We start from the raw sequence: 18828 nt of genomic DNA on the forward strand, positions 1-18828 counted from the left end.
CGCTGCCACCTGCCAGAATCGGCGCCATGACGCGACCCCGAGCCTGGCGGCAGCGTGCACTGGGGCTGCTGTTCGCGCTGGCGAGCGGCGCCAGCGGTGCGCAGCAGATCCCCGCCCCCGCCTCCGCTCCCTCGACCTCCCCGCTGCCCGAGATCGCCGCGCCATCGGTCGCCGCCGCACCGCTGCCCGTGTCGCCGTCCGCGCAGCGCCTCTACGAGCGCGCTCGCGGCCAGTTGCTGCAGGTCCGCACGCTGCTGAAGGGACAGGACAGCCAGGCCTCGGTCGGCTCGGGCTTCTTCGTCAGCGACGACGGCCTGATCGTCACCAACTACCACGTCGTCAGCCAGGTGGCGCTGCAGCCCGAGCGCTACCGACTCACCTACACCCGCGTCGACGGCCGCGAGGGCGCGCTGCAGCTGCTGGGCTTCGACGCGATCCACGACCTGGCGCTCGTGAAGGCGCTGCCGCCGAACGGCCCGTCTCGCAAGAGCGGCGTCAGCGTGGTCGACGCACCGGGCGAGCCGCTCGCCTTCCGCGCCGCGAACGACGCGCTGGCCCAGGGCGAACGCATCTACTCGCTCGGCAACCCGCTCGACGTGGGCTTCGCGGTGCTGGAAGGCAACTACAACGGACTGGTCGAGCGCAGCTTCTACCCCAGCATCTTCTTCGGCGGCGCGCTCAACTCCGGCATGAGCGGCGGGCCTGCGCTCGACGAGGCCGGCCGCGTGGTCGGCGTCAACGTCGCCACACGGCGCGACGGTCAGCAGGTGAGCTTCCTGGTGCCGGCGCCGTTCGCGCAGGCCCTGGTGGAGCGGGCACGCAGCGCGGCGCCGATCACCGCGCCGGTCTATCCGCAGCTCACCGCACAGCTGCTCGCGCACCAGGAGGCCGTGGTGCAACGCTTCGTCCAGCAGCCCTGGCGCAGCGCCGGCCACCCGCACTATCTGATCCCCGTGCCGCAGGAAGACTTCATGCGCTGCTGGGGCCGCAGCACGCCGGCCGACACCAAGGGCCTGGAGTTCGAGCGTTCCGACTGCGAGATGGACACGCAGATCTTCGTCAGCGGCAGCCTGCTCACCGGCTCGCTGGGCGTGCGCCACGAGGCCTACGACGGCCGCAAGCTCGGCTGGATGCGCTTCACCGAGCGCTACAGCGCGAGCTTCCGCAACGAGAGCTTCGGGCGCCGCAACCCGAAGGAGTTCACCGCGCCGCAATGCAGCGAGCGCTTCGTCGACCGCGACGGCCTGCCGCTGCGCGCGGTGCTGTGCCTGTCGGCCTACAAGCGCCTCGCCGGCCTGTACGACCTGAGCGTGCTGGTCGCCACGCTCGACCAGGCCCGCGCCGGCGCGCAGGGCCGCCTTGACGCCCGCGGCGTCAGCTTCGACAACGCGATGAAACTGGCCTCGCACTACCTGCAGGGCTACGGCGTGAAGGCGACGCCATGAGCCGTCTCGGCCTGATCGAGCTGCTCGACCGCGACGGCGCCGTGGCGCACCGCGTGCCGGTGCTGCAGTGGCCGGTCTCGATCGGCCGCGCGCTCGACTGCGACGTGGTGCTCGACGATCCGCATGCCGCGCCGCGCCATGCGCTGCTGGACGCCCCGGACGGCGTGCCCCGGCTGCAGGTCGGCGAAAGCGTGAACGGCGTGCGCCTGGGCGGCCGCACGCTGCGGGCCGGCGAGACCGGCACGCTCGTCGGCGGCAGCGAATGGCAGATCGGCCGCACCCGCCTGCGCCTGCGCCTGGCCGGTGAGACCCTGGCGCCCGAGCTGCCGTGGGCCGCTGCGCCGCCGGTCCATGTGCGCCGCCTCGTGATCGGGCTGGTGCTGCTGCTGGCTGGGTGCTGGCCGAGCACTGGCTGCAGACCGATCCCGGCGACCCGTTCAGCAGCTACCTGCCGGTGCTGGTCGGTACGCCGGTGATGCTGGGTGTGTGGTGCTTCCTGTGGGCGCTGGGCTCCAAGCTCTTCACCCGCCACTTCGACTACCTGGCGCACCTGCAGCTCGCGCTGGGTGTGCTGCTGGTGTCGCTGTTGCTCGATGCCTTGCTGCCGCTGGCCGCCTTCGCGCTGTCCTGGGAAGGTCTGGCTCGATGCGGCGAACTGATCACGCTGGCCCTCGGCTGCGGCCTGGTGTGGGGCCACCTGAGCCTGATCCTGCCGACGCGCCGCCAGATGCTGGCGGTGGGCTTCGCCACGATGTTCGTCGTCGGCGCCGGCCTGAAGCTGGCGCTGAACCACCAGCGCAGCGACCGCTGGTTCGCGCCGCTCTACCTGAGCACGCTGGGCCCGCCGGCCCTGCGGCTGGCGCCAGCGGTCGATCCCCGGCGCTTCATCGAAGAAGCCGGCGCCCTGCGCGCGCCGCTCGAGCAGCGCGCCAAGGACACCGAAGCGCCGTCCTGGCTGACGCCGTTCGACGAGGATTGAACGCCCGGCACCTGGCCGAGCGCCGGCCTCGACCCCAGGAAAACCCCAGGGTGCGTTAGGCACACGGCCCTACAGAAGGGCCTCATCCCGTCACACCGAGTGCAGGGTTTTCTGCAAAATAGAACGATCGTTCGATTTTCATCGGAGACCCGCTTGGCCGACCCGACGCTCGACCCCGACACCCCCGCGAGCCGCACCGTCCGCGCCCAGCCGCGCGGCCAGCACAAGGGCCAGCAGACGCGCGCGACGATCCTCGAGGCGGCGCTCGGCCTGTCTTCGCAGATCGGTCTGGAGGGCTTGTCCATCGGCGCGCTGGCCGAAGTCACGCACATGAGCAAGTCGGGCGTGTTCGCTCATTTCGGTTCGCGCGAGGAACTGCAGATCTCGGTGATCCGCGAGTACCACGCGCGTTTCGAGGAGGAGATCTTCGTGCCGTCGATGGACGAGCCACGCGGCCTGCCGCGGTTGCGCAGCCTGTTCCAGCGCTGGGTCAAGCGGGTGTCGGTCGAGGTCGACTCCGGTTGCATCTACATCAGCGGCGCGGTCGAGTTCGACGACCGGCCCGGCCCGGTGCGCGACGCCCTGGTGGCCATGGTGCGCACCTGGCACCAGGCCCTGCAGCGCGCGATCCGCCTCGCGATCGACGCGGGCCACCTGCGACCCGACACCGACCCCGCGCAACTGCTGTTCGAGATCCACGGGCTGATCCTCGCGCTGCACCACGATGCGCGCTTCATGCGCAACCCGGGGGCTGTCGAGCGTGCCGGTCGCGGCTTCGAACGCATCCTCGCCGACCACCTGACCGCGACCGCCCCAGCGATGCCGGCCCGCTGAGCGGTCGTCGAGTCTCGTTCCTCTTCTTCGTTCTATCCCTCTCCGGAGCAACCGATGGCCACCTACACCCCCCCGATCCGCGACATGCAGTTCGTGATGCACGAACTGCTGGGCGTGACCGATGCACTGAAGGCCATGCCGCCGCACGCCGAGATCGACGTCGACACGCTCAACGCCGTGCTCGAGGAAGGCGGCAAGTTCGCCGCCGAGGTGACCTTCCCGCTCAACGCCAGCGGCGACGAGCAGGGCTGCACGCTCGACAAGACCACCCACGAGGTCACCGCCCCGAAGGGATTCAAGGCCGCCTACGCGCAATACGTCGAGGGCGGCTGGCCCGCGTTGAGCTGCGACCCGGCCTACGGCGGCCAGGGTCTGCCGATCGTGCTGAACCAGTGCCTGTACGAGATGCTCAACAGCGCCAACCAGGCCTGGACCATGTACCCCGGCCTGACGCACGGCGCCTACGAGGCGCTGCACACGCACGGCACCGACGAGCAGAAGCGCACCTACCTGCCCAAGCTGACCAGCGGCCACTGGACCGGCACGATGTGCCTGACCGAGCCGCACTGCGGCACCGACCTCGGCCTGCTGCGCAGCAAGGCCGAGCCGCAGCCCGACGGCAGCTACAGGATCACCGGCAGCAAGATCTTCATCAGTTCCGGCGAGCACGACCTGGCCGAGAACATCGTCCACCTGGTGCTCGCCCGCCTGCCCGACGCGCCGCAGGGCAGCAAGGGCATCTCGCTGTTCGTGGTGCCGAAGTTCCTGGTGAAGGCCGACGGCTCACTCGGCGAGCGCAACCCGATCTGGTGCACCGGCCTCGAGCACAAGATGGGCATCCACGGCAACGCGACCGCGCAGATCAGTCTGGACGGCGCCGTGGGCACGCTGGTCGGCGAGCCGCACAAGGGTCTGGCCGCGATGTTCGTGATGATGAACGCGGCCCGTCTCGGCGTGGGCATGCAGTCGCTGGGCCTCACCGAGGTGGCCTACCAGAACGCGGTGGCCTACGCGAAGGACCGCATCCAGATGCGCAGCCTGTCGGGCCCCAAGGCGCCCGACAAGCCGGCCGACCCCATCATCGTGCACCCCGACGTGCGCAAGATGCTGCTCACTGCACGCGCCTACGCCGAGGGCGGCCGCGCGCTGTCGCTCTATTGCGCGCTGCTGATCGACCGCGAGCTCTCGCACCCCGACGAGGCGGTGCGCAAGGATGCGGCGGACCAGGTGGCGCTGCTGACGCCCATCGTCAAGGCCTTCCTGACCGACAACGCCTGGCTCGCCACCTCGCACTGCCTGCAGGTCTACGGCGGCCACGGCTACATCCGGGAATGGGGCATGGAACAGTACGTGCGCGATGCCCGCATCAACATGATCTACGAGGGCACCAACACCATCCAGTCGCTCGACCTGCTAGGCCGCAAGGTGCTGGCCGACAACGGCGCGAAGCTGAAGAAGTTCGGCCAGCTGATCGTCGACTTCGTCGAGGAGGAAGGCGTGGTCGAGGCGATGCAGGAGTTCGTGAACCCGCTCGCCGACCTGGGCGACAAGGTCACCAAGCTGACCAGCGAACTCGGCATGAAGGCCTTCGGCAACGCCGACGAGGTGGGCGGCGCCGCGGTCGACTACCTGCGCGTCGTCGGCCACCTGGTGTTCGCCTACTTCTTCGCGCGCTCGGCCAAGGTCGCACTGGAGAAGCAGGGCTCCGGCGACCCTTTCTACACCGCCAAGCTCGCCACCGCGCGCTTCTATTTCGCCAAGCTGCTGCCCGAGACCGCGAGCCTGATCCGCACCGCCCGCAGCGGCGTCCAGCCTCTGCTCGCGATGGACGAGGCGCTGTTCTGAAACACCAGGAGACGATGATGAAACACGTGATCACCGCCTGTCTTCTGTCGCTTGCCGCCCTCGCCGCCCAGGCTCAGGCCACGCCGGCCGGCCTGTGGAAGACCGTCGACGACGACACCGGCAAGGAGAAGTCGCTGGTGCGCATCGCCGAGGCGGGTGGCGTGTACACCGGCAAGGTCGAGAAGCTGCTCGACCCGGCGCGCCAGGACGCCAAGTGCGACAAGTGCAGCGACGAGCGCAAGGGCCAGCCGGTGCTGGGGATGACCATCATCCGCGACGCCAAGCAGGACAGCGACGACAAGGGACTGTGGACCGGCGGCGACATCACCGACCCGAAGGACGGCAAGAGCTACCGGCTCCGCCTGAAGCCGCAGGACGGCGGCAAGACGCTCGAGGTGCGGGGCTACGTCGGGCCCTTCTACCGCAACCAGACCTGGATCCGCGTGGAGTGAATGCTCCCGACATGAAAGAAGGAACATCAAAATGAGTCGATTCCAAGTCCGCAAGGTCGCCGTGCTCGGCGCCGGCGTGATGGGCGCGCAGATTGCCGCCCACCTCGTCAACGTGAAGGTACCGGTCGTGCTGTTCGACCTGCCCGCCAAGGAAGGCCCGAAGTCCGGCATCGCGCTGAAGGCGATCGAGAACCTGAAGAAGCTCAAGCCGTCCCCGCTGGGCGTGGCCGAGGACGCGGCACTGATCCAGCCGGCCAACTACGAGGAGCACCTGGCGCTGCTCGGCGAGTGCGACCTGGTGATCGAGGCGATCGCCGAGCGCATGGACTGGAAGCTCGACCTGTACACGAAGATCGTGCCCCACGTGGCGCCGCACACGATCCTGGCGTCCAACACCTCGGGCCTGTCGATCACCCGACTGTCGGCGGCGCTGCCCGAGAGCCTCCAGCCCCGCTTCTGCGGCATCCACTTCTTCAACCCGCCGCGCTACATGTCGCTGGTGGAACTGATCGACACGCCGACCACCGACGATCGCGTGCTCGACGAGCTGGAGAGCTTCGTCACCACCTTCCTCGGCAAGAGCGTGGTGCGCGCCAAGGACACGCCGAACTTCATCGCCAACCGCGTGGGCATCGCCGGCATGCTGGCGACGATCAAGGAGGCCGAGACCTTCGGCCTCAGCGTCGACGTGGTGGACGACCTCACCGGCAAGAAGCTCGGCCGTGCCAGCAGCGGCACCTTCCGCACCGCCGACGTGGTGGGCCTGGACACGATGGCGCACGTCATCAAGACGCTGCAGGACAACTTGGCCGACGATCCGTTCTACCCGAGCTACGCGACGCCGCCGGTGCTGTCGGCACTGATCGCCAAGGGCGCGCTGGGCCAGAAGGTCGGTGCCGGCTTCTACAAGAAGGTCGGCAAGGACATCCTGCGGCTCGACCCCGCCAAGCAGGATTACGTGCCCGGCGGAGGCAAGGCCGACGAGATCGTCGCCCGCATGCTGAAGAAGCCGCCGGCCGAACGTCTGAAGCTGCTGCGCGAGAGCAGCAACCCGCAGGCGCAGTTTCTGTGGGCGATCCTGCGCGACGCCTTCCACTACGCGGCGGTGCACCTGGAGGACATCGCCGACAACGCGCGCGACGTCGACTTCGCGATGCGCTGGGGCTTCGGCATGCAGCAGGGCCCGTTCGAGCTGTGGCAGGCCGCCGGCTGGCAGCAGGTGGCCGGCTGGGTCCAGGACGACATCGACGCCGGCAAGGCACTGGCAAAGGCGCCGCTGCCGGCCTGGGTGTTCGACGGCCCGGTCGCCGAGCGCGGCGGCGTGCACACGCCCGAGGCTCGTGGTCGCCGTCGCGCCGGACCTTCGTGCCGCGCAGCGTGCTGCCGGTCTACCAGCGCCAGCCCTTTCCCGAGAGCGTGCTGGGCAGCGGTGCGGTCGATGCACTGAAGAGCGGCACCGAACTGTTCCGCAACGACGAGATCCGCGTCTGGACGCTCGACGGCGAGGTGCTCATCGCGTCGATCACCGCCAAGCTGCACCTGATCAGCCGACGGTGACCGAAGGGCTGCTGAAGGCGGTCGAGATCGCCGAGGAGAAGTTCCAGGGCCTGGTGATCTGGTCGCCCGACGACGTGTTCTCGGCCGGCGCCAACCTCGAGGCGCTGATGCCGGTGTTCATGAAGAGCGGAGCCAAGGGCATCGCGCCGGAGGAGAAGAAGCTGCAGGACGCGATGCTGCGCATCCGCTACGCCGGCGTGCCGGTGGTCGCCGCGGTGCGCGGCCTGGCGCTGGGCGGTGGCTGCGAGCTGGCCATCCACAGTGCGCGTCGCGTGGCGGCGATGGAGAGCTACATCGGCCTGGTGGAAGTGGGCGTGGGCCTGATCCCCGGCGCCGGCGGGCTGACCTACATCGCACGGCGCGCGGCCGAGATGGCGAACGCCGGCAACGCCAACGCCGACATCCTGAAGTTCGTGACCGACGGCTTCACCAGCGCCGCGATGGCCAAGGTGGGCACCAGCGCACTCGAGAGCCGCAAGCTCGGCTACCTGGTCGACGGCGACGTGATCGTGCCGCACAAGGACGAACTGCTCTACGTGGCGACCCAGCAGGCCAAGGCGCTGTTCGCGTCGGGCTACCGCGCGCCGGTGAAGCGGCTGTTCCCGGTGGCCGGCCGCAGCGGCATCGCCACCATCAAGGGCCAGCTCGCCAACATGCGCGACGGCGGTTTCATCAGCGCCCACGACTTCCATATCAGCGCGCTGATCGCCGACGTGGTGTGCGGCGGCGAGGTCGACGCCGGCTCGCTGGTCAGCGAGGAGTACCTGATGGCGCTGGAGCGCAGGCACTTCTGCAGTCTGCTGGAGCACCCCAAGACCCAGGAGCGGATCATGGGCATGCTGCAGACCGGCAAGCCCGTTCGGAATTGACCACCCCCGTTGCGGCTTCGCCGCTCCCCCTCCAGGGGGGCGCCGCTGGCGGACCGGCCGAGCCGGATCCGCAGCAGCCACTCGATAGGCCAGATGGAGCAAAGAGATGAGCAATAGACAAGTTCAGGACGCCTACATCGTCGCCGCCACCCGCACGCCGATCGGCAAGTCCGGTCGCGGCTACTTCCGCAACACGCGGCCCGACGATCTGCTGGTCGCGGCGGTGCAGAGTGCGCTGCGGCAGGTGCCCACGCTCGACCCGAAGGCGATCGAGGATGCCATCGTCGGCTGCTCCTTCCCCGAGGGCGAGCAGGGCATGAACATGGCGCGCGCCGCGATGCTGCTGGCCGGCCTGCCGCAGTCGGTGGGCGGCGTCACGGTCAACCGCTTCTGCGCCTCGGGCCTGACCGCGCTGCAGATGGCCGCCGACCGCATCCGCATCGGCGAGGCCGACGTGATGATCGCCGGCGGCGCCGAGTCGATGAGCCTGGTGCCGATGGGCGGCAACAAGCCCTCGTTCAACCCCGCCGTGTTCGAGAAGGACGAGAACGTGGGCATCGCCTACGGCATGGGCCTCACCGCCGAGAAGGTCGCGGCGCAGTGGAAGGTGAGCCGCGAGGCCCAGGACGCCTTCGCGCTGCAGTCGCACCAGCGGGCGCTCGCAGCCCAGGCGGCCGGCGAATTCACGGACGAGATGACGCCCATCGAGGTGATCGACCGCTTTCCGAATCTGGCCACCGGCGAGGTCGGCAGCAAGACCCGTACGGTCACCCTCGACGAAGGCCCGCGCCCCGACACCTCGCTGGAAGGCCTGGCCCGGCTGCGCCCGGTGTTCGCCGCCAAGGGGTCGGTGACCGCGGGCAACAGCTCGCAGACCAGCGACGGCGCCGGCGCGCTGATCCTCGCCAGCGAGAAGGCGGTGCGGCAGTTCGACCTGAAGCCGCTGGCCCGCTTCGTCAGCTATGCGATCCGCGGCGTGCCGCCCGAGATCATGGGCATCGGTCCGATCGAGGCGATCCCGCTGGCGTTGAAGCACGCCGGGCTGAAGCTCGACGACCTGGGCTGGATCGAGCTGAACGAGGCCTTCGCGGCCCAGGCGCTGGCGGTCATCGGCAGCGTCGGGCTCGACCCGGCCAAGGTCAACCCGATGGGCGGCGCCATCGCCCTCGGCCACCCGCTGGGCGCCACCGGCGCCATCCGCTCGGCCACCGTCGTGCACGCGCTGCAACGCCACAACCTGAAGTACGGCATGGTGACGATGTGCGTCGGCATGGGCCAGGGGGCGGCGGGCATCCTTGAACGCGTCTGACGCGCGGTGAACGCCATTCCCCTGACCCCGGGCGTCCTGCCACGCCGGCGCGTCCTGGTGGCCGGCCTGGCAAGCCTCGCGACCGGCGGGTTGGCCGGCTGCGCGCCCGGCCGCATCGAGCGCTTCGCGACCTGGGCCGAAGCACGCAACGCGGTCTTCGCGCTGGCGCAGCCGGGTTCACGCTGGCGCAGCAACGGCCACTGGTCGCTGAGCCAGGCCCTGCAGCACCTCGCGCAGAGCGTCGAGGGCTCACTGGCCGGCTATCCACGGCTGAAGCCGGCCTGGTTCACGCACACCGTCGGCGCCGCGGCGCATGCGGTGTTCGAAGCGCGCGGCCGGATGACGCACCCGCTCGACGAGCCCCTCCCCGGTGCTGCGCCGCTCGATGCGGCGTTGCCGCCCGACGCCGCCGCGCTCCGCCTGTTGCGCGCGATGGATGCGTTCGAGGCGCACGATGGCGCGCTGGCGCCGCACTTCGCCTACGGTGTGCTCGACAAGCCGGCCTACGCCCGCGCCCACCAGATGCACCTGGCTGCCCATTGGCAGCAGTTCGAGGAAACCCGGCTCGCCTGAGGCGCCGCACCGGATCGACACCCTTCGCCCTCGCACAACCCCTCGGAGCCCCGACATGAGCCACGACGATCTCCTGAGCCACGCCGAAGCCGGCGTGCTGACGCTGACCTTCAACCGCCTCGACAAGAAGAACTCGATCACCGCAGCGATGTACGCGGCGCTCGCCGACGCACTGGCCGCGGCCCGCGACGACGCCGCGGTGCGCGCCGTGGTGATCCAGGGCCACGAGCTGATCTTCAGCGCCGGCAACGACCTCGCCGACTTCCTGAACGATCCGCCGGCCAGCGCCGATGCGCCGGTGTGGCGCTTCCTGCACGGCCTGCGCAGCTTCCCGAAGCCGCTGGTGGCCGGCGTCTGCGGCGCTGCGGTCGGCATCGGCACCACGCTGCTGCTGCATTGCGACCTGGTCTACGCCGGCGACAACGCGAAGTTCAGCCTGCCCTTCGTGAACCTGGGCCTGTGCCCCGAGGCGGCGTCGAGCCTGCTGCTGCCGGCGCGCCTCGGCCATGTGCGCGCCGCCGAGGCGCTGCTGCTCGGCGAGCCCTTCGGCGCCGAGCAGGCGGCGGAGTGGGGGTTGGTGAACCGCATCCTGCCGCCCGGCGAGGTGAACAGCTTCGCGCAGGCGCAGGCGCGCCGGCTGGCCGACAAGCCGCAGAGCGCGCTGGTCGCGACCAAGCGCCTGATGAAGGCCGCATCGGCCGACGCGGTGGCCACGGCGATGGCCGCCGAAGGCGAGGTGTTCGGTCCGCTGCTGCGCGGGCCGGCGGCACGCGAGGCGTTCTCGGCCTTCATGGACAAGCGCAAGCCGGACTTCAGCAAGGTCTGAGCCCACGCACTCCCGCCCCTGCCTGCCCTGCCTCGAGGATGCTGCCATGACGACGACCCTGCGCGACAAGACCCTGTTCATCACCGGCGCCAGCCGCGGCATCGGCCTGGCGATCGCGAAGCGCGCCGCGGCCGACGGTGCGCGCATCGCGATCGTGGCCAAGACCACCGAGGCCAACCCCAAGCTGCCGGGCACCATCTACAGCGCGGCGGCGGAAATCGAGGCCGCGGGCGGCCAGGCACTGGCGATCGCCGGCGACATCCGTGACGAGGCCAGCGTGCTGGCCGCGGTGGCGCAGACCGTCGAGCGCTTCGGCGGCATCGACATCCTGGTCAACAACGCCAGCGCGATCAGCCTCACTCCGACGCCGATGACGCCGATGAAGCGCTTCGACCTGATGTTCGGCGTCAACGTCCGCGGCACCTACCTGTGCACCCAGGCCTGCCTGCCGGAGCTGCTGAAGAGCGCCGCGGCCGGCCGCAACCCGCACGTGCTGAACATGAGCCCCCCGCTGTCGATGAAGCCTCACTGGTTCAAGAACCACGTGGCCTACACGATGGCGAAGTACGGCATGAGCGAATGCACGCTGGGTCACGCAGCCGAGTTCAGGAGCCAGGGCATCGCCGTCAACAGCCTGTGGCCGCGCACCGCCATCGCCACCGCGGCGCTGCAGATGATCCCCGGCATCGACATCGCCCGCTGCCGCACGCCGGAGATCCTGGCCGACGCCGCCTGGCTGGTGCTGACCCGCGATGCGAAGACGGTGACCGGCAACTTCTTCATCGACGACACGCTGCTCGCGCAGCACGGCATCACCGACCTGGAGAAGTACAGCGTCACGCCCGGCACGAAGGACTTCGTACTGGACTTCTTCGTCGACTGAGACGCGCGGGCGTTCTTCCGCTCAGGCGGCGGCCCCCGGCGGCGCGGCCGCATCGGCCAGCGCCGCCGTCGCGTCAGCCTGCAGTGCGGCCAGCGTGCGGTCCAGCTGCTCGGCGACGCGCTGGTGCTGGGCCTCGAGTTGCGATCGGTATGCCGTCAGGTCGCCCCCCAGGCCCAGGTCGCGGCGGATCTCCACCAGCACCGGGATCTGCTGCGCGCCGATGTGCTTCATCTCGGCGAACAGATGGCGAATGAAGACGGCCTGGAGCTCGGCGAAGCGCAGGCCGTGTCGGATGCGCTCGGCGTTCAGCTCGGCGGCGCGACCGCGATGGAAGTCGAGCGTGCGGCTCAAGGCCTGAAAGACCGCGGGATGGGGTTGCGCCGTCTCGTCGAGCTTCGACATCTCGCCCAGCAGTCGGTTGATCTCGGCCTGCGCCTTGTCGTGGAACGCATCGCACGCCGCGATCTCGGCACGCAGCAGCTGCATCGGCTGCAGGTCGACCATCAGGCGCAACAGCAACTCGCCGTAGGCCGCGGCCAGTTCGCTGACCAGCAACGCGGTCTTCGGCTCGCCCACCAGTTGCAGGCGGGCCGCCGCGGCGAGAAAGCCCTGCAGGGCTTCGGTGGCGTTCGCCTTGGCCAGATCCGCCTGGGGCAGGCCGCCGAGAAAGGCGCTCACGTTGGCCAGCGACTCCACGGTGCGCAGGCAGGTCTCGCGGCGCAGCGTGGCGGTGCGTTCCTTCGCCTTCTCGGCGGCGTCGTGTGCCAGTTGCACCTTCAGCCGCTGGGTGTTGCCGCGGTTGGACAGCAGCACGCCGCTCAAGGCCAGCAGCGCCCCGAGCAGGCCCGACCACACCGCGGCCGGGATCGATGCCAGGACTTCGAGCAGCGCGGCCACGCGGACAGCTCAGCGTGAAAAGGGACGTGCCGGGGCCGACAGTGCGCCGCGGCTCACGCCGGCTTCACGATCTGGTGCAGCGCCGACGGGACCGGCCAGCCGGCCTCCTGGCACACCCGCACGATCGCCTCGTTGGTGTCGAAGTAGACCTGCCAGTAGTGGTCGGTGTGGGCGTAGGGGCGCACCGCGATCTGCGGTCCTTCGAGCTTGAAGTCGAGCAGGTTGACCTCGGGCGGCATGTCCTTGGAGATGTTCGGGATCTGCGCCACCGCGGCCTTCAGGCGCGCGATCGCATCGAGCGGATCCACGCCGTGGGCCAGCTGCGCCACCCGCTCGACGCGCCGCACCGGCAGCACGGAGAAGTTCTGGATCGTGTCGCCGAAGATCTTGCCGTTGCCCACGATCGTCATCACGTTGTCGGGCGTGACGATCGTGGTCCCGAACAGGCCGAGCTCTCGCACCGTACCCACCACGCCGCCCACGCTGACGAAGTCGCCCACCTTGAAGGGCCGCAGGATCAGCATGAAGGCGCCGGCCGCGAAGTTGCCGAGCAGCCCGCTCCACGCCGCACCGATCGCCACGCCGGCGCCGGCCAGCATCGCCGCAAAGGAGGTGGTCTCGATCCCGAAGTAGCCCAGGATGCCGAGCACCAGCGCGATGTTCAGCGCGACGGCGATGATCGAGCCAGGTACTTGGTCAGGGTGGGGTCGACGTGGTTGCGGCTCATGGCCGCCTGCACCAGCGCGATCACCCGGCCGATCAGCCAGCGGCCGACGAGCCAGAACGCGAGCGCGGCCAGGATCTTGAGGATCACCGCAGTCACGGTGGTGCCGAGGAAGGTCTGCAATGCGTCGATGTCCATGAGATCCTCCGGTTGCGTGGTCAGTGCCTGGGCTGGGGCTCCGGGGCATCGTGCGCCGGCACCTGCGGCGCCCCGCAGGCCACGCCAAGTGGGGCGTCAGCGCTGCCCGGCCCATCGTCGGCGACGCGCTCTCGCACGCCGCCGTCGCAGTCGGTGAACGCCACCGGGTCGAGCGCCGCCGTGCGGCGCAGGGCCAGGTTGGCGTCCGACTCGATGGGCTGGCCGCGGCGGTCGAGCAGGCGCAGCCGCCCTCGTCCTCGGCGTCCGAGGCATCACCGCGAACAGCAGCGTGTCCGTCTCGCCGCGCAGCATCAGCAGCGTGCCGGCAGCATTCAGCTTCCAGTGTCCAAGTTCGGAGAACGGCCCTTCCGGCTTGCCCAGGTAGGTGCGGCGCAGGCGGTACAGGCCGTCCGCACGCAGCGTGAGCGTCTGCGCCACGCCAGCGCAGTCGGCACAGGGCAGGACGCCGGCGAAAGTGGCGGGCACCGGCAGGGTCGGTTGCGCCCACGCGCTGGCGAGCGCTCCGCCCATCAGGACGAGAGCCAGACACGGCGCGAGCCACCGCCGCAGGCCCGACGCGCGATACGCCAGCGCCATGGCGCCGCCGCCAACTGTTCGAATCATCGACCGCCCTCGCTCCAGTCCCCACTGGCTCCCACCGCTTTGTAGCCGATTTCCAGGCCGTCACGGCGCGACCGCACCGCCGTCTTGCGCCGATCCGACTGTCATGCGCCGGAACACCCGCAACCGCCCGCTGGCGCGTCGCCACCCGCGGTGCTAGCGTCGTCCCAGCGGGCACGTCCGATGCCCGGATCTGAAGGAGACTTTCCCATGGAAATCGTCGGCGGCTGCCTGTGCGGCAAGGTTCGCTATCACGGCTCGGCACAACCGGTGTTCACCGCCGTGTGCCACTGCAAGCACTGCCAGAAGCAGTCGGGCACCTCGTTCTCCATCGTGCTGGGCCTGCCGCGCGAGAGCCTGGTGATCGAAGGCGGCCCGGTGTCCACCTACCGCGACACCGGCGAGAGCGGCCTGCCGGTGGATCGCAAGTTCTGCCCGAACTGCGGCTCGGCGATCGTCTCCGAAGTGGCGGCTGCACCTGCCCTCACCTTCCTGAAGGCCGGCACGCTCGACGACACGTCGGCGCTGCAGCCTCAGATGGAGATCTGGTGCGACCACGCCCAGCCCTGGGTGGCGCAGGATCCGAGCCGGGCCCGCATGCCGGCCAATCCGCCGCTGGGCTGAGGAGCCGCCGAGAACCCCGCGGCGCCGCACCGCGCCGCGGGCACGTCAGTCGACGAACTCGACCGCCAGCCCCGGCAGATCGATGCCACGCAGCACCGTGTGCCAGGTCTGCCCCGCACGCACCGGCTGCGCGGTGGTGAGCGTGCCGGTGGTCACCAGTTCGCCGGCCTGCAGCGGCAGCGCCTGCGGCTGACGCGACAGCACGCCGGCCAGGTGCGCCAGCGCGGCCAGCGGGCTGCCCAGCACGTTGGCGCCCACGCCCACCTCGCGCACCGCGCCGTCGCACACCAGCTCCAAGGAAAAGGCCGCCAACGCCGAGCGCAGGCCGGGCTGCAGGCGCGCCACCGGCTGCGGCTCGCCGACCAGCAGCGCGCCGTGCAGCGCGGCGTCGGCCACCGTATCGGCAGCGCGGAACTTCCAGCCCGGGAAATGCGACTGCACGATCTCGAACGCATGCGCCACCCAGTCGATGCAGTCCAGCAGTGCGGCCGCGTCAGCATCCGCCGGCGGCGCGCGATGGAAGTGCAGCACGATCTCGGGCTCGATCTTCGGCTCGGTGAACGGCGCCAGCCGGCACACGTGCCGTCCGCCCGACACGCGCACCACGGTCCGGTCGTAGACGTGGGCCCATACCGGATCGCGCACGCCGTACAGCGACCACATGTCCGGGTTGGTGAAGCCGATCTTGCGACCGATCGCGCGCGCGCCTTCCCGCAGCCGCGCCTCGTGCACGAGCTGCGCCACCGCGTACGCGGCCGGCACGTCGAAGCCGTCGAGCTGCGACGTGAAGGGCTCGATCTGCCGGGTCGCGTCCTGTGCGGCCTGGATCTGCCGGGCCAGGGCATCGAGAGAAGGCGGTGCGATGGTCATCGACATTCGTGCATCCCCGAGGCGTCGCTCGAAATCGACAGCGGCACGCTAGCGGCGGCGGTCGAACTAAGTCAATCCCTTTTCCTGTTCGAACCGCAGTCTTGATCCACGTCAGCGCCGCACCCGCCGCACGGCGAGATGATGAGGCCGGCTTCACTCCAGGAGAAACGCCATGAACCCCAACGTCGGAACCCTCGACCGCAGCGTGCGCATCGTCGTCGGCGCCGCACTGATCGCCGCCACCGTGGCAGGCGTCATCGGTCCCTGGGGCTGGCTCGGCGTGGTGCCGATCGCCACCGGTCTGTTCCGCTTCTGCCCCGCCTACCTGCCGTTCGGGCTGAACACCTGCGCCACGCGCAGCGGCAAGTGAGCGACAGGCACGCACCGCCATGGCCGACCGCACCGACAACCGCCCTCCCGCCCCGTACCGAGAGCTGACGCTGGATATTTCCGCTCGGCTTGCCACCCTGCGCACGGGCGTCCCCGACGTGATGAAGGGTTTCGGCGAGCTGGGCCGCGCAGCGATGGCCGATGGCGCGCTGGACAAGAAGACCAAGGAGCTGATCGCGGTGGCACTGAGCGTGGCCGCGCGCTGCGACCCGTGCATCGGGTTTCACATGCAGGCGTTGGCGAAGCTCGGCGCGTCGCGGCAGGAGCTGGATGAAGCGCTGGGCGTCGCCGTCTACATGGGCGGCGGACCGTCGCTGATGTATGCGGCCCATGCGGTGGCCGCCTATGACGAGTTCGCGCGCGGCCCCGACATCTAGCGCACCGCCGTCACACGCGACATGAGACGGCGATGCGCCGGCCGGCGCTACACGGTCGCAGCCGGGTAGCTGCCCTCGCCGTGGGGCGCGGCACGGAAGGCCGGCAGCGCCTCGGCCTGCGCCGCATGCGCGGCGAGCCGCGGATGTGCCGCGGCGTCCACCACCTCGGGGATCAGCGCCTGCGTGAAGCGCCAGGCAACCGCGATGGAGACGCCGGCCTGGTCGATGTGGTCGGTGTCCACCGCCAGCGGCCGCTGCGCCAGCGCAGCCTCCAGTTCGCCGTAGGCCACGCGCAGCTGGCCGCTGACGCGGTCGAACCACGGCGCATGCACCTTGTCGGCCGGGCGCAGGTTCTCGTAGACGATCTGCACGCTCTTCTCGCAGGCAGCGAGCGCCAGGCCCAGCAGGCTCAGCGTGCGCAGCCGCGCGGCCGGGTCGGCCGGCATCAGGCTGCGGCGCCGCGCCGCCGGCAGGGCCGCCGCCAGCGTCTCGGCGTGTTCGAGGATCAGGTTCGAGTCGAGCAGCACGCTGCCGTCATCGCACACCAGCGACGGCGCCTTGACCACCGGGCTGATCCGGCGAAACGTGTCGAAGCCCCGGAACACCGAGATCGAGCGGTGCTCGAACGGCAGCCCCAGCAGCTGCAGCGACACCGCGACGCGGCGGACGTAGGGCGAATCGAGCATGCCGATGAGTTGCATGGTGCGGGCGGCGCCTCCTGCGCGAACGACGTCAGAGCGAGAACTCGCAATGTATCGGCGTGTCGGGCTTCGCGCTGGGCTCGGGCATGCGGGCGCCATCGGGATCGAGCCGCCAGAGGCGCAGGCGGCAGCGTCGGGCGTCGGTGATGAACTCCGACTGCGCAGCGGCACGCCGGCCTGGATGCTCACCACGCGTCCTTGCCCTTGACCACCGGTACGTCGAGCCGCCAGAGGGTCTTGCACGAGCGTTCGGGGTCGATGTGCGCATAGGTGCCCCAGGTCTTGAACCGCGGCTGCGCGGTGGGGCCCGGCGGCGGCTGGAGTAGTGGCTGGCGCAGCCGGACAGCAGCCGCGGCAACAGCGCGGCGGCGGCCCGGGTCGCACGGACCCCTTTCGTCATCGTCGTCGTCGCCGGAGTTATTCGCAGGTCCCGGAGATCACCATCGAACCTTCCATCAGCACGAAGGGCTTCTTTGCCTCGAATGCGTACTCCTCCACCCGGATGGCCGAGAAGTGGACACCGCCGCCCGTGGCAGGCGCCACCGATGTGGCCACGAAGGAGCTCTCGCTGTTGCCAGCGGCCAGCACCTGCACCCGGCCGTCGACGCGTCCGAAGGCCGGCGTCGAACCGGGCCCCACGGCAGGTCCCGCGGCCGGCCGCCCGGCCGTGCGATCCACGGTGAACACCACGCCGATCAGGTAGGGATTGGCCGGCCGGGCGATCGCGCCGTTCGGGCCCTGCTGGATCAAATGTTCGACCACCTCGCAGCGGTAGGTGCGTTCGCCGGCCGAGGAGGCGACCGGCAGCCACAGCAGCAGCGAACCTGCCAGGACCGGAATGAGCCCCCGCCGGCTCCCACCGCAAGCACGGCCCTCGAGGGGCCGCCGCGGATGGGCATCGAGCGACCCGACGGGGCCGCCGTCTCCGCCGGTTCGAGCCGGCGTGAGGGCGCCATGGCGCCTGCAATTGTTCATCGGTGACCCCTCTCCCCGGTGCGAGCGGCGCCAGTGTACGCAGCGCCAGGTGCGCCGAACGCGCGACAGCCGGCGCCGGCTACAGCCACTCGGGCGTGATCGACAGAGCGGCGGGCACCGTCTCGGCTTCCTCGAACTGCGAAGCGCGTGCCGAATGCAGCGTCGCCGCATCGCTCACCCCGGGCAGCACCGTGTCGGCACCGCAGATCGGGCACAGCGCCGTGGTGTCGTCGTGGATCCAGTGGCGAACGTCGGCGGGCGTGAAGCTGCCCAGGCAGGTATAGCACCCGGCGCTGGCGGAGCGCGCCAGCGCGGCGCGGTTGTTGAACGACAGGAAGGCCGCGTAGCTCATGCGAATGAGCGTAGTTCCAGCGCCCGGCACCATCCACCCCGCCGGAGGGGGATGGTGGGGGCCCGCCGTGAAACGCGGCGTCCAAGCTGGGGAGTGCCTGCGCCAGGCTGGCTCGCGCATGCACGGCCCCGGGTCTGCGGCCCGCCCACAACGGTGCAGCAGCGCCGGCAGCGTTCTGCAAATGCAAAAAGACACCGGCTGCCGGACAGGCAGCCGGTGCAAATGGGTATCGAGCCCTGCCGCGAGCGCGACAGGGTCAGGATCGATACACCATGACGACCACTCAGAACTGATAAGCCACGCGGGCGAAGATTTCGTTGTTGTGCTGAAGGCCGTCGACGAAGTCGCGGTACTCGCCCTTGTTCTGGGAGTACACGGCGTTGAGGTAGAGGTCGGCCTGGATCGACTTGGTGGGCTTCCACTTCACGCCCGGCTGCGCGTACCAGCCGCCCTTGAGATCCGTCAGGATCGCGAAGTCGAAGCGGTACTCCAGCGTCGGAGAAGGCTGCTGCAGCGCCAGCGCCACCGCGTTGAAGCCGCCCGACTGCCCGCTCGGGGACTCGCCCGGGGTGTTGCCCACGCCGCCG

The 18828-nt window shown here is 70.1% G+C and carries 19 protein-coding genes and 3 pseudogenes; 14 read left to right on the forward strand and 8 right to left on the reverse strand.

What is annotated here, in order from left to right; all coding sequences use genetic code 11:
• The first annotated feature begins 26 nt into the window (after positions 1 to 26).
• The 11 genes and pseudogenes from Y694_RS07085 to Y694_RS07135 all read left to right on the forward strand — a co-directional run bounded on the left by Y694_RS07085 (position 27) and on the right by Y694_RS07135 (position 11572).
• On the forward strand, positions 27 to 1445 hold the full coding sequence (locus Y694_RS07085; protein WP_036231068.1) for a S1C family serine protease: 1419 nt from the start codon (positions 27 to 29) through the stop codon (positions 1443 to 1445).
• Complete coding sequence (locus Y694_RS07090) at positions 1442 to 1921, forward strand: FHA domain-containing protein (protein ID WP_036231070.1); 480 nt, start codon at positions 1442 to 1444, stop codon at positions 1919 to 1921. Before Y694_RS07085 ends, Y694_RS07090 begins: the two co-directional genes overlap by 4 nt.
• Positions 1840 to 2424, forward strand: coding sequence for a hypothetical protein (locus tag Y694_RS07095; RefSeq protein WP_036231073.1), 585 nt, complete (start codon positions 1840 to 1842; stop codon positions 2422 to 2424). Before Y694_RS07090 ends, Y694_RS07095 begins: the two co-directional genes overlap by 82 nt.
• Positions 2425 to 2577: 153 nt before the next feature.
• Positions 2578 to 3258 carry a TetR/AcrR family transcriptional regulator gene (locus Y694_RS07100; protein WP_036231076.1) on the forward strand — a complete coding sequence of 227 codons (681 nt, stop codon included), beginning with the start codon at positions 2578 to 2580 and terminating at the stop codon, positions 3256 to 3258.
• A 54-nt stretch (positions 3259 to 3312) separates the two neighbouring features.
• Positions 3313 to 5103 carry an acyl-CoA dehydrogenase C-terminal domain-containing protein gene (locus Y694_RS07105; RefSeq protein WP_036231079.1) on the forward strand — a complete coding sequence of 597 codons (1791 nt, stop codon included), beginning with the start codon at positions 3313 to 3315 and terminating at the stop codon, positions 5101 to 5103.
• Between the two features lie 14 nt (positions 5104 to 5117).
• Positions 5118 to 5555, forward strand: coding sequence for a DUF2147 domain-containing protein (locus Y694_RS07110; RefSeq protein WP_409072466.1), 438 nt, complete (start codon positions 5118 to 5120; stop codon positions 5553 to 5555).
• A gap of 31 nt (positions 5556 to 5586) precedes the next feature.
• Positions 5587 to 7981, forward strand: a pseudogene (locus tag Y694_RS07115) (3-hydroxyacyl-CoA dehydrogenase/enoyl-CoA hydratase family protein).
• A gap of 106 nt (positions 7982 to 8087) precedes the next feature.
• Entirely contained in the window at positions 8088 to 9290 is a 1203-nt protein-coding gene (locus tag Y694_RS07120; protein WP_036231084.1) for an acetyl-CoA C-acyltransferase, read from the forward strand.
• A gap of 6 nt (positions 9291 to 9296) precedes the next feature.
• Positions 9297 to 9863, forward strand: a complete 567-nt coding sequence (locus tag Y694_RS07125; protein WP_051495626.1) for a DUF1569 domain-containing protein — start codon at positions 9297 to 9299, stop codon at positions 9861 to 9863.
• A gap of 55 nt (positions 9864 to 9918) precedes the next feature.
• Positions 9919 to 10689, forward strand: a complete 771-nt coding sequence (locus Y694_RS07130; protein ID WP_011828014.1) for an enoyl-CoA hydratase — start codon at positions 9919 to 9921, stop codon at positions 10687 to 10689.
• 46 nt (positions 10690 to 10735) lie between these two features.
• Positions 10736 to 11572 (forward strand): NAD(P)-dependent oxidoreductase, encoded by an 837-nt coding sequence (locus tag Y694_RS07135; protein ID WP_036231087.1) that lies wholly within the window; start codon positions 10736 to 10738, stop codon positions 11570 to 11572.
• 21 nt (positions 11573 to 11593) lie between these two features.
• Here Y694_RS07135 and Y694_RS07140 read toward each other — a convergent pair whose 3' ends face one another.
• The 3 genes and pseudogenes from Y694_RS07140 to Y694_RS22480 form a co-directional block, all read right to left on the reverse strand.
• Complete coding sequence (locus Y694_RS07140; protein ID WP_036231092.1) at positions 11594 to 12469, reverse strand: hypothetical protein; 876 nt, start codon at positions 12467 to 12469, stop codon at positions 11594 to 11596.
• A 53-nt stretch (positions 12470 to 12522) separates the two neighbouring features.
• Positions 12523 to 13331: pseudogene (locus Y694_RS07145) on the reverse strand (mechanosensitive ion channel family protein).
• 96 nt (positions 13332 to 13427) lie between these two features.
• Positions 13428 to 13817 carry a copper resistance protein NlpE gene (locus tag Y694_RS22480; protein WP_197028755.1) on the reverse strand — a complete coding sequence of 130 codons (390 nt, stop codon included), beginning with the start codon at positions 13815 to 13817 and terminating at the stop codon, positions 13428 to 13430.
• A gap of 345 nt (positions 13818 to 14162) precedes the next feature.
• Between Y694_RS22480 and Y694_RS07155 the strand changes: the two genes are divergently transcribed.
• A complete protein-coding gene (locus Y694_RS07155; protein WP_011828009.1) occupies positions 14163 to 14576 on the forward strand; it encodes a GFA family protein in 414 nt (137 codons plus the stop codon).
• Positions 14577 to 14621: 45 nt separating this feature from the next.
• Here the strand turns inward: Y694_RS07155 and Y694_RS07160 are convergent, their stop codons facing one another.
• Entirely contained in the window at positions 14622 to 15446 is an 825-nt protein-coding gene (locus Y694_RS07160; protein WP_231497572.1) for a 2-keto-4-pentenoate hydratase, read from the reverse strand.
• A 172-nt stretch (positions 15447 to 15618) separates the two neighbouring features.
• Between Y694_RS07160 and Y694_RS07165 the strand changes: the two genes are divergently transcribed.
• Together Y694_RS07165 and Y694_RS07170 are read left to right on the forward strand one after the other, a co-directional pair.
• A complete protein-coding gene (locus tag Y694_RS07165) occupies positions 15619 to 15816 on the forward strand; it encodes a DUF2892 domain-containing protein (RefSeq protein ID WP_011828007.1) in 198 nt (65 codons plus the stop codon).
• Between the two features lie 19 nt (positions 15817 to 15835).
• A complete protein-coding gene (locus Y694_RS07170) occupies positions 15836 to 16213 on the forward strand; it encodes a carboxymuconolactone decarboxylase family protein (protein ID WP_011828006.1) in 378 nt (125 codons plus the stop codon).
• 47 nt (positions 16214 to 16260) lie between these two features.
• Here the strand turns inward: Y694_RS07170 and Y694_RS07175 are convergent, their stop codons facing one another.
• The 4 genes and pseudogenes from Y694_RS07175 to Y694_RS24750 form a co-directional block, all read right to left on the reverse strand.
• A complete protein-coding gene (locus tag Y694_RS07175) occupies positions 16261 to 16914 on the reverse strand; it encodes a glutathione S-transferase family protein (protein ID WP_036231099.1) in 654 nt (217 codons plus the stop codon).
• 417 nt (positions 16915 to 17331) lie between these two features.
• Positions 17332 to 17889 (reverse strand): hypothetical protein, encoded by a 558-nt coding sequence (locus Y694_RS07180; RefSeq protein WP_036231104.1) that lies wholly within the window; start codon positions 17887 to 17889, stop codon positions 17332 to 17334.
• Positions 17890 to 17968: 79 nt separating this feature from the next.
• Entirely contained in the window at positions 17969 to 18241 is a 273-nt protein-coding gene (locus Y694_RS07185) for a hypothetical protein (protein WP_011828001.1), read from the reverse strand.
• Positions 18242 to 18524: 283 nt separating this feature from the next.
• Positions 18525 to 18828 (reverse strand): annotated as a pseudogene (locus Y694_RS24750) (hypothetical protein); the annotation flags it as partial.

This window comes from Methylibium sp. T29-B, from assembly GCF_000576225.1.
Taxonomy (GTDB): domain Bacteria; phylum Pseudomonadota; class Gammaproteobacteria; order Burkholderiales; family Burkholderiaceae_C; genus Methylibium; species Methylibium petroleiphilum.

Bases quoted from the DNA above. Each gene is read 5' to 3' on its own strand.
- Y694_RS07085 (WP_036231068.1), top strand. From the start codon at position 27: ATGACGCGACCCCGAGCCTGGCGGCAGCGTGCACTGGGGCTGCTGTTC.
- Y694_RS07180 (WP_036231104.1), bottom strand. From the start codon at position 17,889: ATGAACAATTGCAGGCGCCATGGCGCCCTCACGCCGGCTCGAACCGGC.
- Y694_RS07155 (WP_011828009.1), top strand. From the start codon at position 14,163: ATGGAAATCGTCGGCGGCTGCCTGTGCGGCAAGGTTCGCTATCACGGC.
- Y694_RS07175 (WP_036231099.1), bottom strand. From the start codon at position 16,914: ATGCAACTCATCGGCATGCTCGATTCGCCCTACGTCCGCCGCGTCGCG.
- Y694_RS07130 (WP_011828014.1), top strand. From the start codon at position 9,919: ATGAGCCACGACGATCTCCTGAGCCACGCCGAAGCCGGCGTGCTGACG.
- Y694_RS07165 (WP_011828007.1), top strand. From the start codon at position 15,619: ATGAACCCCAACGTCGGAACCCTCGACCGCAGCGTGCGCATCGTCGTC.
- Y694_RS07110 (WP_409072466.1), top strand. From the start codon at position 5,118: ATGATGAAACACGTGATCACCGCCTGTCTTCTGTCGCTTGCCGCCCTC.
- Y694_RS07170 (WP_011828006.1), top strand. From the start codon at position 15,836: ATGGCCGACCGCACCGACAACCGCCCTCCCGCCCCGTACCGAGAGCTG.
- Y694_RS07160 (WP_231497572.1), bottom strand. From the start codon at position 15,446: ATGACCATCGCACCGCCTTCTCTCGATGCCCTGGCCCGGCAGATCCAG.
- Y694_RS07105 (WP_036231079.1), top strand. From the start codon at position 3,313: ATGGCCACCTACACCCCCCCGATCCGCGACATGCAGTTCGTGATGCAC.
- Y694_RS07185 (WP_011828001.1), bottom strand. From the start codon at position 18,241: ATGAGCTACGCGGCCTTCCTGTCGTTCAACAACCGCGCCGCGCTGGCG.
- Y694_RS07090 (WP_036231070.1), top strand. From the start codon at position 1,442: ATGAGCCGTCTCGGCCTGATCGAGCTGCTCGACCGCGACGGCGCCGTG.
- Y694_RS07120 (WP_036231084.1), top strand. From the start codon at position 8,088: ATGAGCAATAGACAAGTTCAGGACGCCTACATCGTCGCCGCCACCCGC.
- Y694_RS07135 (WP_036231087.1), top strand. From the start codon at position 10,736: ATGACGACGACCCTGCGCGACAAGACCCTGTTCATCACCGGCGCCAGC.